The following is a 13,560-nucleotide window of genomic DNA, read 5'->3' as shown; positions in this document are numbered from 1 at the left end:
GTATGGTAGAATGGAGAAAGATTTAATTATGGACGAATCTGGGCTTTGTGACCCAGCAGAAAATGCTGACGGTATTGGTCAGGATTGTTAAAACTATACGAAGATTCTTGAGGTGAACTTATGAGTGCAAAGATTAAGATTATCCCGTTTGGCGGTGTTCGCGAAAACGGGAAGAACATGTATGCCGTCGATGTTAACGGCGGAATTTACATTTTAGATTGTGGGTTAAAGTATCCGGAAAATGAACTTTTGGGGATCGACGTGGTCATTCCCGATTGGGCCTACCTCCGCGAAAATAAGGAGCGAATCGTCGCTGTCTTCTTGACGCACGGCCATGCCGATGCCATTGGTGCGCTACCTTACTTTTTGAGTGAGTTCAACGTTCCCGTGTTTGGGTCAGAAATGACGATTGCCTTGGCTAAGATTGGCGTTGCCGCTGAACCCAACGTGAAGGGCTACGACGATTTCCACGTGATCGATGAAAAGACCGAAATCGACTTCGGTGACGTGGTCGTTTCCTTCTTCTCCACGACCCACTCGATTCCAGAATCGCTGGGGATCGACTTGAAGACGGATGAAGGCCAAATCATCTACACCGGGGACTTTAAGTTTGACCAAACGGCTAAGACTGGTTATCAAACGGATTACGCGCGGTTAGGGGCCATCGGTCAAGCCGGGGTCTTAGCCGTCTTGAGCGACTCCGCCAACGCTGAAAATCCGGCCATGAATGCGTCGGAACAAACGATTGCCGAAGATATTGAAGAAACGTTCCATTACCAAAACGGCCGGGTCATCGTGGCCTGTGTGGCGTCGAATATTTTGCGGATTCAACAGGTCTTTGACGCCGCCCAACAAACTGGCCGCAAGGTGTGCTTGATGGGCCAAGATTTGGAAAAAATCGTGAACACGGCCATGAAGCTGGGCAAATTGGTCTTTGCCGATGACTTACTGGTCACGCCGGAACAATTGGATAGCCTAGAGCCGGGCGAGACGGTCATCTTACAGACCGGGAAGATGGGCGAACCCATCAAGGCCTTACAACGCATGGCCAACAAGCAAGAAAAGGATTTGAACATCCAAGAAGGCGACTTGGTCTACATCACGACCACGCCATCTCACGCTATGGATACGACCGTGGCCCAGACCCGTGACATGATCTACCGGGCCGGTGGCGAAGTCAAAGCCATTTCGGATGACTTGAACTCATCGGGTCACGCCTACAAGCGCGACTTACAATTAATGCTGAACTTATTGAAACCGAAATATTTGGTTCCCATCCAAGGGGAATACCGGTTATTAAATGCCCACGCCAACGCTGCGTTGGAATTGGGAATGCCGGCCGACCACATCTTTATTTTGGCCAAAGGGGATGTGCTGACCTACGCCGACGGCCAAATGAGCCTGGGCGAAGGCATTGACGTCACGGATACCATGATCGACGGTATCGGCGTTGGTGACATCGGAAATATCGTCTTACGTGACCGGAAAGTCTTGGCCGATGACGGTATCTTTATCGCGGTCGTGACGATCGATCGCAAGAAGAAACAGATCGTTGCCGATCCCAAGATTACGTCACGGGGCTTCGTTTACGTGAAGGCCAACAAAGATTTGATGCAAGAAAGTGCCCAGATCATTCGCAAGGCGGTTCAAAATAACCTAGACAACAAGGAATTTGACTGGGGCCATTTGAAACAAGACGTGCGTGAACACCTGAGCCACTACTTGTTCGAACAAACGCACCGGCGGCCAGTGATCTTACCGGTCATCATGGAAGTCAATCAACATCATCGCCGCAGCACCGGCAAGGCCAAGGAAAACGGTAAGGCCGCGACATCGGCGCCAGCAGCGAAGTCCAAAAACAAGAATAAGGCCAAGAAACCGGCTAAGGCGGCTAAGTCCGACCAACCGGCCACTGCCAACAAACCACATCGTAACCGGAAGCGCCGGCACAGTAAGAAACCCGCCGCTACGGCCGAGAAAAAAGCTTAATTAAAACGGGCCAACCGCAAGTCGCGGGTGTGGTCCGTTTTGGCTTCTCTATTTTTAGGAGGAAACGACCATGTCAGATTTTTCCAGTCCTGCCGCCCGGGATAATGCCTTTAAACGGGCCGTAGCGGCCTTTGACGACCGTCGCTGGTCAACAGCCAGTGCGCTGTTTGAAACGCTGTATCACGACCAGCAAACGCCAGAATTGAATCGCTATTTGGTCGCCAGTCTCTACCATGACCAAAAGTACCTGTTAGCCGAACAATATGCCGCCGAACAGGATCCAGTTTATTTGGATTCTGCGCAGCATTTTCAGTTGCGACTGGACGTAGCCTTGAAGAACCAACAATTTATTTTTGCCCGGGAATTTTGTCAGGTTGCGCAAGCGGATAGTTGGCGGGCGGGGGGCTTGGCCCAGGTGGAAGCTGCCGAAGCCGTGGCCACCACGGAGCTGGCCGCCACCCAGCGAGTCATCGCCAAACAATTTTATCACTTAGGCGACGTGCCCTTTAACGAGCAGCGCCAGCGCCTGGAACGGGCCCGGCAGTTGCCGTTAGCGCTATACTTGCAGGGGGTCCAGTACCTGTTGGTCGATCCCTTCTTGCATCCGCTTTTGCGTGCTGATCTGTTGGAGGGACTGATGCGCTTGCACGTGACGCAGACCGTGAAGCTCCATTGGCTCGATGACCAGGTCTATCCGGTGGACACCGGCGACCTTCAGCCGGTCAATGCCAGCAAGGCGGCCGGGGCCATTCAAGCGTATTTGCAAAATGATTTGGGGCAAACGGATCCCATGTTGGCAGCGAATTTACAACAAACGGTGACCCTGCAACTGATGATGCTTTATCCGTTTATTGATCGGGTCATCACGACACCGGTTGCTTGGGTCCAAACCATCGCCGGGTTGCCGCTGACGACGACCCTCAGCGACCAAGACACAAAAACCATGCAAAGCTGGCAAACGACGCTGAACCGCTATATGGCTGAACTTTTCGGCGCAATTGACCATTAAAATCCGGAAAAACTCGAAAATGAGTGAAATTTTAGTTTACAAATAATTCTTCAGCATATATACTGGTCAAGGATTCTTTTTTGGGAGGGTTCCAGCTTTCCCTTTCTGAAAAGAAGTAGTATAATTTTACGCAAAGGGTGATTTGTTTTCTTCGGAAGACGAATTGCACTTGCGATAAAATACAGGAGGGTTTCATTAATGGCTGAAAAAGAACATTATGAAAGAACTAAACCCCATGTAAATATTGGTACTATTGGCCATATTGACCATGGGAAAACGACGTTAACTGCTGCAATCACTAAGGTACTTGCTGACAAAGGTTTAGCAAAGGCCGAAGATTACGCTGATATCGATGCTGCTCCAGAAGAACGTGAACGTGGTATCACGATCAACACTGCCCACGTTGAATACGAAACTGAAAAGCGTCACTATGCGCATATCGATGCCCCAGGACACGCTGACTACATCAAGAACATGATCACTGGTGCTGCCCAAATGGACGGTGCTATCTTGGTTGTTGCCGCTACTGATGGTCCTATGCCACAAACCCGTGAACACATTTTGCTTGCTCGCCAGGTTGGTGTTGAATACATCGTTGTCTTCTTAAACAAGACTGACCTTGTTGACGATGACGAACTGGTTGACTTAGTTGAAATGGAAGTTCGTGAGCTGTTGTCTGAATACGATTACCCTGGTGACGATATTCCAGTTGTTCGTGGTTCAGCTTTGAAGGCTCTTGAAGGCGACGAAGAACAAGAAAAGGTTATCCTTCACTTAATGGATATCGTTGACGATTACATCCCAACGCCAGAACGTGAAAACGACAAGCCATTCTTGATGCCAGTTGAAGATGTCTTCACGATCACTGGTCGTGGGACTGTTGCTTCTGGTCGTATCGACCGTGGGACTGTTAAGATTGGTGACGAAGTTGAAATCGTTGGTTTACATGACGACGTATTGAAGACGACTGTTACCGGTCTTGAAATGTTCCGGAAGACGTTGGACCTTGGTGAAGCCGGGGATAACGTTGGTGCTTTGCTTCGTGGGATCAACCGTGAACAAGTCGTTCGTGGACAAGTTTTGGCTAAGCCAGGCTCGATCCAAACGCACGAAAAGTTCAAGGGTGAAGTCTACATCTTGAGCAAAGAAGAAGGTGGCCGTCACACGCCATTCTTCTCAAACTACCGTCCACAATTCTACTTCCACACCACTGATATCACTGGTGTTATCGAATTGCCTGATGGCGTAGAAATGGTTATGCCTGGTGATAACGTGACGTTCACTGTTGAACTGATCCAACCAGCTGCCATTGAAAAGGGTACGAAGTTCACTGTTCGTGAAGGTGGCCACACCGTTGGTGCCGGTACCGTTACGGAAATTGACGACTAATTTTAATTAATTAGCGTATCTGCAAGAGGGGTCGAAAAGTTAACTTTTCGGGCCCTTTTGTTTTGGCCAAAAATGGTACGGGGGTCGGTTGACCGGCCACGTTTTCAATTTGTGATTTTTCTCGGAAAATATTGCAAAGAATCCGCGCCATTCACGGTGTTTCAGCAAAAATCATTTTACAATTTGGGTAGCATAAGGTACACTAATACAGTATGCAATTGCTAGAATTGTAAATAGTAATATCTTTTCATTTCGGAGGGAAAATTAATGGCTGCAAAGTGGGAAAAAAAGGAAGCTAATCAAGGCGAATTAACCTTTGAAATTGCTCCTGATAAGATCAAGGAAGGCTTAGATAAAGCATTCCAACGCACCAAGAAGAATTTAGCGGTTCCAGGTTTCCGTAAGGGCCGGGTACCACGTCAAATCTTTAACCAAATGTATGGTGAAGAAGCTTTGTACCAAGACGCTTTAAACATCGTCTTGCCAGAAGCTTATGATGCTGCCATTAAAGAAGCAGGCATCGAACCTGTCGACCAACCCCAAGTGGATGTTGAATCCATGGACAAGGGTAAGGCTTGGGTTTTAAAGGCCGTTGTGACCGTTAAGCCAGAAGTTAAGTTGGGCGAATACAAGAACTTGAGTGTTACGAAGCAAAACACGCGGGTTTACCAAAAGGACATTGACGCTGAATTAGAAAAGCAACGTCAACAACAAGCCGAATTAGTCTTGAAGGAAGACGAAGCCGCTGCTAAGGGCGATACTGTTGTGATCGACTTTGACGGTTACGTTGACGGCAAGCAATTCGACGGTGGTAAGGCTGACAACTACTCCTTGGAATTGGGCTCTAACTCCTTCATTCCTGGCTTCGAAGACCAATTAGTTGGTCACAAGGCTGGCGAAAACGTGGACGTTAAGGTCACTTTCCCTAAGGATTACCAAGCCGAAGACTTACGTGACAAGGAAGCCACTTTCAAGGTTACCATCCACGAAGTTAAGGAAAAGCAATTGCCTGAATTGGACGATGAATTCGCTAAGGACGTTGACGAAGACGTTGACAGCTTAGAAGAATTACAAGCCAAGACTAAGGATCGTCTGAAGGAACAAAAGACGAATGCCGCTCACGAAGCCATTGAAGACGAAGCTATCAGCGAAGCCGTTGATAACGCCGAAATCGGTGACATCCCAGAAGCTATGCTGAAGGATGATATCGACCGGCAAATGGATCAATACCTGGCTAACATGCAACAACAAGGTATCGAACCTAAGATGTACTTCCAATTGACTGGCACGACGCAAGACGACTTACGGAAGCAATTCACTGACGGTGCTGACAAGCGGGTCAAGACCAACTTGGTTCTTGAAGCGGTTGTTGAAGCCGAAAAGATCGAACCTTCCGAAGACGAAGTTGCTGCTGAAGTCAAGGACTTAGCTGCACAATACGGGATGGAAGAAAGTGCCGTTCGCAGTGCCCTTTCCGATGACATGCTGAAGCATGATATCGCCATCAAGAGTGCCGTTGACTTGATTGCCGACTCCGCCAAGCAAGACAAGAAGAAGGATGCCGAAGACTAATAATTGATTAGTCGGCGACTTGACCGGGATGACAGGCGCTGTTGTCCCGGTTTTCTGTTATTTCCAGGCTGACGAGGCGAATTGATTTTCAGCGGCCGGCAACTGTGGTATAGTACACGATTGACGGGGAACCCAGTAATCAAAGAATCATTTAGTTAAGGCTTAAGCCTGGAGAGAAAGGGTGAGTTTATTGTTTGAAAACACCGACGAAACCAATGGCCCAGTAGTCTGCTCGTTTTGTGGGAAATCACAAGACCAAGTGCAGAAGATCGTTGCTGGCCCAGGTGTTTACATCTGTAACGAATGTATCGACCTTTGTAAAGAAATCATCGACGAAGAATTCAGCCAAGACGCTGCACAAGAAACGTTAACTGTGCCAACGCCAGCTGACATTGTCAAAACGCTTGACCAATACGTCATTGGCCAAACGGAAGCCAAGCGCACCTTGTCTGTAGCGGTATACAACCACTATAAGCGGGTCAATGAAATGGCGCAGGCTGACGATGAAGGCCCTGAACTGCAAAAGAGTAACATTGCGGTGATTGGACCCACTGGTTCCGGGAAGACTTACCTGGCTCAAAGCCTGGCGAAGATCTTGAACGTGCCATTCGCCATTGCCGATGCCACGACGCTGACGGAAGCCGGCTACGTGGGTGAAGACGTGGAAAACATCCTGTTGAAGCTGCTGCAAAACGCCGATTACGACGTTGACCGCGCGGAAAAGGGGATCATCTACATCGATGAAATCGATAAGATCGCCAAGAAGTTCGAAAACGTCTCCATCACGCGAGATGTTTCTGGTGAAGGGGTCCAACAGGCCTTACTGAAGATCTTGGAAGGGACCATCGCCAACGTGCCGCCTCAGGGTGGTCGGAAGCATCCCCAACAAGAATTCATTCAGATCGACACCACCAACATCCTCTTTATCGTGGGTGGGGCCTTTGACGGTATCGACGGCATCGTCAAGCGGCGTTTGGGTGACCAAACGATCGGTTTTGGCGCGGATACCAAGGAACAAAACGTCTTGGCCTCAGGTGATAGCCTGATGCAACACGTTATTCCAGAAGACCTGCTGCAATTCGGGTTGATCCCCGAATTCATCGGCCGGCTGCCAATCTTGACGGCACTGGAAAAGCTGGACGAAAACGACTTGGTCCGGATCTTGACCGAACCCAAGAACGCTTTGGTCAAGCAATACGAAAAGCTCTTGTCGTTGGACAATGTTGACCTGCAGTTCCAGCCAGCCGCGTTGCGTGAAATGGCTAAGTTAGCCATCGCTCGCAACACCGGGGCCCGGGGCTTGCGGTCCATCATCGAAGACGTCATGCGCGACATCATGTTTGACCTGCCAAGTCGCAACGACGTGGCCAAGGTCATCATCACGGCGGATACGGTGACGAATCATGCCGAACCAGAATTAGTTTTGAAGGATCAAAAGGCTTCTTAATTTAGGAGCGTTGAAGTGACCGAGGAGAAATCTTCGGCCACTTTTTTTATGGGAAGACAAACGTTGGCGGGGCCGGGCTTTGGTCAAATGCTGGGAAAAATCCCGCCAGGTTTCTCCCATTTTTCGGGTCGTTGTGTGTTAGAATGGTGAAAGATATTTTGGAGAGGATGGACTAACTAATGGAAGTCAATCATGTAGAACTTGTCATGAGCGCGGTCGACCCCGTGCAGTACCCGACCACGGGGTACCCAGAAATTGCCTTGGTGGGTCGTTCTAACGTGGGTAAATCCTCGCTAACGAACGTCCTGATCAATCGGAATTCCTACGCTCGCACGTCGAGCCAACCCGGTAAAACGCAAACGCTAAACTTTTACAACGTGGAGGATCAGCTCTACTTTGTGGACGTGCCCGGTTATGGGTACGCGAAGGTCTCCAAAACGGAGCGCGAAAAGTGGGGGACGATGATCGAGACCTACCTGACCCAACGCGACCAGTTAAAGGGCGTTGTTTCCCTGGTAGACGCTCGCCACGCCCCAACCGAAGATGATGTCCAGATGTACCAGTGGTTAGCCTACTACGGCCTGCCAACGCTGATTGTGGCGACTAAGAGCGATAAGATCGCCCATGGTAAATGGAATCAGGCCGTCAGCCGGATCAAAAAGACGCTGGACCTGCCAAATACGGACAATATCATCATGTTCTCGGCACCCAAGAAGAGCGGTAAGGATGCTGTTTGGAACTGGATCGAGCAACAAGCCTTTGGGGAGGAATAGACGTGGAATTTAATGAATATCAAAAGGCCGCCAACCGGACGCTGTACGGCAACGAACAAGTGTTGACCAACTGTGCGTTGGGGTTAGCGGGTGAAACGGGCCAGGTCGTGGACTTGGTGAAGAACTACACCTTCCACGGCAAGGACATGGATCACGACGCCATCGTCAAGGAAATGGGCGACGTGCTCTGGTACCTCAGCCAAATTTCCCAGTGGGCCGACATCGACTTTGATGAAGTCGCTCAAGACAACATCAAACGCCTGAATGCCCGCTATCCACATGGGTACCAACCGAATCACTAGCCCTGACGGCGACGAGAAATGAGCCGCCTGACCGTTTACCCAGTATGGGGGGAACACGGGTGGCTAATCATTTGTAAACAATGAAAAAGGACTCCCACCGGCAGAATACCCGTGGGAGTCCTTTTCACAACCTAGTCGTGTTCGTGTTTTTGCTCGTGCTTGATCTGGTCATCCTTGATCAAGCCCTTACCCTTCTTGTCGTTCTTGTGTTCATCGTCGCGCTTCAAAAATTTATCGCGCTTCACATCAGTTGGGTCCATTTGGGCAAATTTACCGAACATGGAATCCAGGTCGTCTTGACGTTTGACCTTTAATGCCAAAGCGAACCACCTCCTTGCTTTTTCAGTAATCATAGCAGAATTAGACCGATTTGTCATTTTTCTAGCGGCCAGGGGGTTTTGCTTGCACCAAACAGACATTCGGCCTATACTTTAAAGGCTTATCGATTCGATTAAAAACGGGAGGGATCTTCCTTGGCGTCGGAATATTTGGAACATAAACTAGCGTTACTGCCGGGCCTTCCCGGCTGTTACCTGATGAAAAATATCAACAGTCAAATCATCTACGTGGGCAAGGCTAAGAACTTAAAGAACCGGGTGCGTTCCTACTTTAAGAGTAGCCATACCGGGAAAACCGCCCAGTTGGTCAGTGAGATCGTCGACTTTGAAACGATCATCACCTCGACCGACAAAGAGGCCTTCTTACTAGAAATCACGCTGATTCAAAAGCATCAGCCGTACTTCAATATCAAGCTCAAGCGGGGGACCGGGTACCCGTACATCAAGATTACCCACGAACGCGACCCCCAGCTCTTGTTGGTCAGTGATATTCGCAAGGACGGGGCCTACTACTTCGGGCCATATCCTAACGTGTACGCGGCCGAAGAGACCATGCACTTCTTACAAAAGGTCTACCCGCTACGCCGGTGTACCGGCTATCAGGGACGGCCGTGTCTGTATTACCACATGGGCCAGTGTCTCGGGGCGTGTTTCAAAGAGGTGCCCGAAGCCGATTACGACCATCAGATTCGCAAGATCAAGTCCTTTTTAAATGGCAACGTGGCGCACGCCAAAAAGGAACTCAGCGAGCGGATGGCTGCGGCGGCTGGCAAGATGGAATATGAACGGGCCGCCGAATTGCGCGATCAGATCCGCTACATCGAAGCGACCGTGGAAAAGCAAAAGATCATTTCCAACGACCACACGCCCCGCGACATCTTTAACTTTTATCTGGACAAGGGGTGGCTGTCGATCCAAGTCTTCTTCATTCGCCAGGCGCGATTGATGAAGCGTGAAAAGCGGCTCTTCCCGGTCATCAACTCGGCCGAAGAGGAATTGGCCAGTTTCATTGTTCAGTTCTATCAACGTAAGAATACGGTCCTGCCGCGGGAAATCCTGGTGCCCGCCAGCATCGACCATGAGGTGATCGAAGAACTGCTGAAAGTGCCCGTTAGAACGCCGCAGCGGGGGACCAAACGCGATCTGCTGGAGATGGCCGGTAAGAACGCCAAACTGGTCTTAGACGAGAAATTTCGGCTGCTGGAGCTGGATGAAAGTAAGACCACTGGGGCCATGAAGGAGATCACGGACGCGTTGGGCATTGCGCCCGGTCATAAGATCGAAGCCTTTGACCACTCCCACATTCAAGGGGCGGACCTGGTTTCGGCAATGGTCGTCTTCGTTGATGGTCAACCCAATAAGAAGTTGTATCGGAAATACAAATTACGGACGGTCGATCACGCGGATGAGACGGCCAGCACGCTGGAAGTCATTCGCCGGCGGTATGGGCGGCTCTTAAAGGAGCATGCGGCCATGCCTGATCTAATTTTGATGGATGGGGGCGACATTCAGATGAATGCCGTCAAGGAGGTCTTAGCCGACGAATTTGACCTGCATATTCCCGTCGCGGGGATGGTCAAAAATGACCACCATAAGACGGCGGACCTGTTGTTTGGTCCCGACGACCATCACGTGCACCTCGATCCCAAGAGCCAGGGCTTCTACCTGGTGCAACGGATCCAAGATGAGGTCCACCGGTTCGCCATCACCTTTCACCGGCAGGTCCACACCAAGCACTCACTGAGTTCACGGTTGGATCGAATCCCAGGGGTTGGTCCTAAGACGCGCAACAAGCTCTTACGTAAGTTCGGCTCGACCAAGAAGATCGGTGAAGCGGATGTCGATGATCTGCGTAAACTCGGCATCAGTCAGACCGTGGCGCAAACCATCCACGTGACGCTGGCTGCGGAAACGGCGGAAATAAAAAGTCCCCGAACGCCAACCAATCTTTGACGTGGCGGCCGTTTGCCGGTATACTGGCAAACAGGAGTCACACTGAGAAAGCAGCACACGCTGGTTTAGAAAACGAGGAATAAAATTATGTTTGTAGATCAAGTTAAAATTAACGTGAAGGCCGGTAACGGCGGGAATGGCATGGTGGCCTTCCGTCGGGAAAAATTCGTGCCCAACGGGGGTCCAGCCGGCGGTGACGGTGGTCGTGGTGGCAACATCATCTTCCAAGTTGACGAAGGCTTACGGACGCTGATGGACTTCCGGTATTCCCGGAAATTCAAGGCGAAAAACGGGGGCAACGGTGCCATCAAGTCCATGACCGGTCGCGGGGCCGAGGATACCATCATCAAGGTTCCTCAAGGCACCACGGTCATCAATTCGGAAACGGGCGCCGTCATGGCTGATTTGGTCGCCAGCGACGACTCTGCCGTAATCGCCAAGGGTGGTCGTGGTGGCCGGGGCAATATCCACTTTGCCTCACCCAAGAATCCGGCACCCGAAATCGCTGAAAATGGGGAACCGGGTCAGGAATTCGAAGTCCAACTTGAGTTGAAGGTCCTGGCCGATGTCGGTTTGGTGGGCTTCCCGTCAGTGGGGAAATCGACGCTGTTGTCCACGGTCACCAGCGCCAAGCCTAAGATTGCGGAATACCACTTTACCACGTTGGTCCCGAACCTGGGGATGGTCCGCTTGCCGGACGGCCGTGACTTTGTGATGGCCGATCTTCCTGGGCTGATCGAAGGGGCCGCCAACGGCGTGGGATTAGGTTTCCAATTCCTGCGGCATGTGGAACGGACGCGGGTCATCTTACATTTGATCGACATGAGTGGCTTGGAAGGGCGGAACCCTTACGAAGACTTTGAGAAGATCAACGAAGAGCTCAAGACCTACGATCCAGACATCTTAAAGCGGCCGCAAATCGTGGTGGCCAACAAGATGGATATGCCGGATGCCGCCGACAACCTGGCGCAATTCAAGGAAGACCTGAAGCAAGACCAACTCTTGGCGACAACGCCAGAAATCTTTGCCGTGTCTGCCTTGACGCACGACGGCTTGACGCCCTTGCTGGGTCGGACCGCGGATATCTTGGCCGAAACGCCGCAATTCCCAGTCAAACAGCCAGAAGTGGCCACGACGGCGGAATACACATTCAAGCCAGAGGCCGAATTCACCATCGATCAAGACGCGGATGGCACGTGGATCTTGAGTGGGGCCAAGCTGGAGAAACTCTTCCAGATGACCGACATCAACCACGACGAAAGTCTCTTACGCTTTGCCCGTCAAATGCGCGGCATGGGCGTCGACGACAGTCTGCGTGAACACGGCGCTAAGAACGGCGACCTGGTTAAGATCGACGACTTCACCTTTGAGTACATGGCTTAGGTCGTTGACTTAGATTGAGCCTGAAGGTTGAAAGACGGAAATCAGCTGGAATTACTGTTAGCATGCGACTCATACCGTCAAAAATAGTCGGTTACAGCCTCGCAATGCGAACTGGCCGCCTTCCGTTCGCCAAATATGGGTTGGAACGCTGGGGCGGACGGGTCGAGCCAAAAGGCGGTCTCGACGCCTCGCTTTGAGCCGGAAGACACGTCTCAAAGACGCCAGTTTGCTAAGTGGCATGAATCGCGCCACTAAGCAAACTCCCACGGCTGAACCCATATTTGGCGAACTCCCGGCTACGGTGATGCGTCTCAATAACAGTCACTTTAAACCCAGGTGGTAGCTACATTGACGACTAGCCTTTTATTATCACGGTGTCAGAACACCGTCATTACGGCAATCAGCACGTTAATTTTAGGTTCAACCTTCAGATTAAGCTGTAAAGAAAAAGAATCGTCATCAAGAGAGGGAGATAAGTCCCAACTTTGATGACGATTTTTTTAATGGTCTATTGTGAACGCAACACTGAGTGTCATGGAAACCACAATCTGTCGATTGAACCTGCCTTCAAAGGTGGTGACCGCGCTCAACTCCCACCGTAGCCGAAGGTTCGCCAAGTAGGGGGTCATCCCGCGTTGCCAGGCCACCCCGTTACAGTGCTAGCTTCAACCAGCCAGTGGGAGCCACGACCTGCTTGCTGTCGGCGTAGGCCCCGGCGAAGGCGATTTTCACCGACTTGAAGGTCGGTCGCTTCTTTTCGCTGGCCAAGCCCGTGGCAAAGGTCGTCAGGTGGTCGTTGGCGGGGATGGTCTTGCCGGCGCTGGCGTCACTGAGTTGCCCGGAGGCGTTTAACTGGCGGTTTTGACTGAGTCGCAGGGTTTTGATCCCATCCGTGGTGACGTCACGCTTGCCATGATTGGTGATGGTGAATTTCACTTGGATCGTGTAATAGGGGCTCTTGATGCTGGCCAGATTCAAGGCCTGGGCCGCCATGCGTTTGGCCGCAGCGGTCTTGGCCGTGTTCTTGATGATGCGCACCGTGGTGACCTTGTAAGTCAGTGGGCCGCTTTTGATGGTGGTTCGGGGGTGCTTAACTTGGTCGAGTTGCAGCTTGGTGCCGACCTTATCGTAGGTGTATTGCCCGGCCGTCTTCAATTTGCCCGACTTGACATAGTGGGCGCTCCTGGTTTGGGCGGCCTTAGGACGGTAGGTCTGGGCCTCTTTTTTCGTTGAAGATGACCCGGAAACCGCCGCATCGGGCTTAGGGGCACTATAACTGCTGGACTTAGCCGAGCTATTCTTAAAGCTAGCGGTGCTTTGTTTGGCATTAGACTGGCAGCCCGCCAGACCGAGGACTAAGACACTCAGACCAAGTAGGGCCAATGATGAATGGAAACGCATGATA

The 13,560-nt window shown here is 51.1% G+C and carries 11 protein-coding genes; 9 read left to right on the top strand and 2 right to left on the bottom strand.

The features are described from left to right. Positions 1-120: 120 nt before the first annotated feature. From LKH74_RS01995 to LKH74_RS01965, 7 genes are all read left to right on the top strand, one after another. The gene (locus LKH74_RS01995) at positions 121-1,989 is read left to right on the top strand and encodes a ribonuclease J (RefSeq protein ID WP_287707806.1); all 1,869 of its coding nucleotides are present in this window, start codon (positions 121-123) and stop codon (positions 1,987-1,989) included. A gap of 70 nt (positions 1,990-2,059) precedes the next feature. Further along, positions 2,060-2,998: a hypothetical protein gene (locus LKH74_RS01990; protein ID WP_287707807.1), complete on the top strand. Its 939-nt coding sequence runs from the start codon at positions 2,060-2,062 to the stop codon at positions 2,996-2,998. Positions 2,999-3,196: 198 nt separating this feature from the next. Further along, positions 3,197-4,387, top strand: coding sequence for an elongation factor Tu (gene tuf / locus LKH74_RS01985; protein WP_125577222.1), 1,191 nt, complete (start codon positions 3,197-3,199; stop codon positions 4,385-4,387). Between the two features lie 267 nt (positions 4,388-4,654). Continuing rightward, positions 4,655-5,959: a trigger factor gene (tig, locus tag LKH74_RS01980; protein WP_135368114.1), complete on the top strand. Its 1,305-nt coding sequence runs from the start codon at positions 4,655-4,657 to the stop codon at positions 5,957-5,959. A 190-nt stretch (positions 5,960-6,149) separates the two neighbouring features. Continuing rightward, positions 6,150-7,406: an ATP-dependent Clp protease ATP-binding subunit ClpX gene (gene clpX, locus LKH74_RS01975; RefSeq protein WP_287708057.1), complete on the top strand. Its 1,257-nt coding sequence runs from the start codon at positions 6,150-6,152 to the stop codon at positions 7,404-7,406. A gap of 179 nt (positions 7,407-7,585) precedes the next feature. Next, positions 7,586-8,179: a ribosome biogenesis GTP-binding protein YihA/YsxC gene (gene yihA / locus LKH74_RS01970; RefSeq protein ID WP_287707808.1), complete on the top strand. Its 594-nt coding sequence runs from the start codon at positions 7,586-7,588 to the stop codon at positions 8,177-8,179. A 2-nt stretch (positions 8,180-8,181) separates the two neighbouring features. Next, on the top strand, positions 8,182-8,481 hold the full coding sequence (locus tag LKH74_RS01965; protein ID WP_125577228.1) for a nucleoside triphosphate pyrophosphohydrolase family protein: 300 nt from the start codon (positions 8,182-8,184) through the stop codon (positions 8,479-8,481). A gap of 131 nt (positions 8,482-8,612) precedes the next feature. Here the strand turns inward: LKH74_RS01965 and LKH74_RS01960 are convergent, their stop codons facing one another. Next, positions 8,613-8,801, bottom strand: a complete 189-nt coding sequence (locus tag LKH74_RS01960; RefSeq protein ID WP_135368112.1) for an SPJ_0845 family protein — start codon at positions 8,799-8,801, stop codon at positions 8,613-8,615. 153 nt (positions 8,802-8,954) lie between these two features. Between LKH74_RS01960 and uvrC the strand changes: the two genes are divergently transcribed. Together uvrC and obgE are read left to right on the top strand one after the other, a co-directional pair. Continuing rightward, positions 8,955-10,772 carry an excinuclease ABC subunit UvrC gene (uvrC, locus tag LKH74_RS01955; RefSeq protein ID WP_135368111.1) on the top strand — a complete coding sequence of 606 codons (1,818 nt, stop codon included), beginning with the start codon at positions 8,955-8,957 and terminating at the stop codon, positions 10,770-10,772. Positions 10,773-10,859: 87 nt separating this feature from the next. Beyond that, a complete protein-coding gene (obgE, locus tag LKH74_RS01950; protein ID WP_287707809.1) occupies positions 10,860-12,155 on the top strand; it encodes a GTPase ObgE in 1,296 nt (431 codons plus the stop codon). Positions 12,156-12,806: 651 nt separating this feature from the next. On the opposite strand, the gene LKH74_RS01945 is transcribed toward obgE, so the two are convergent. After that, positions 12,807-13,556, bottom strand: coding sequence for a hypothetical protein (locus LKH74_RS01945; RefSeq protein WP_135368109.1), 750 nt, complete (start codon positions 13,554-13,556; stop codon positions 12,807-12,809). Between the last annotated feature and the right edge of the window lie 4 nt (positions 13,557-13,560).

Origin of the sequence: Levilactobacillus sp. (genome assembly GCF_022646225.1) — a bacterium.
Taxonomy (GTDB): Bacteria; Bacillota; Bacilli; order Lactobacillales; family Lactobacillaceae; genus Levilactobacillus; species Levilactobacillus suantsaiihabitans.
This window is presented reverse-complemented; position numbering and strand designations above follow the sequence as displayed.

Excerpts from the sequence above, each read along its gene's own strand:
- LKH74_RS01995 (WP_287707806.1), top strand. The coding sequence starts at position 121 with ATGAGTGCAAAGATTAAGATTATCCCGTTTGGCGGTGTTCGCGAAAAC.
- LKH74_RS01990 (WP_287707807.1), top strand. The coding sequence starts at position 2,060 with ATGTCAGATTTTTCCAGTCCTGCCGCCCGGGATAATGCCTTTAAACGG.
- tuf (WP_125577222.1), top strand. The coding sequence starts at position 3,197 with ATGGCTGAAAAAGAACATTATGAAAGAACTAAACCCCATGTAAATATT.
- tig (WP_135368114.1), top strand. The coding sequence starts at position 4,655 with ATGGCTGCAAAGTGGGAAAAAAAGGAAGCTAATCAAGGCGAATTAACC.
- yihA (WP_287707808.1), top strand. The coding sequence starts at position 7,586 with ATGGAAGTCAATCATGTAGAACTTGTCATGAGCGCGGTCGACCCCGTG.
- obgE (WP_287707809.1), top strand. The coding sequence starts at position 10,860 with ATGTTTGTAGATCAAGTTAAAATTAACGTGAAGGCCGGTAACGGCGGG.
- LKH74_RS01945 (WP_135368109.1), bottom strand. The coding sequence starts at position 13,556 with ATGCGTTTCCATTCATCATTGGCCCTACTTGGTCTGAGTGTCTTAGTC.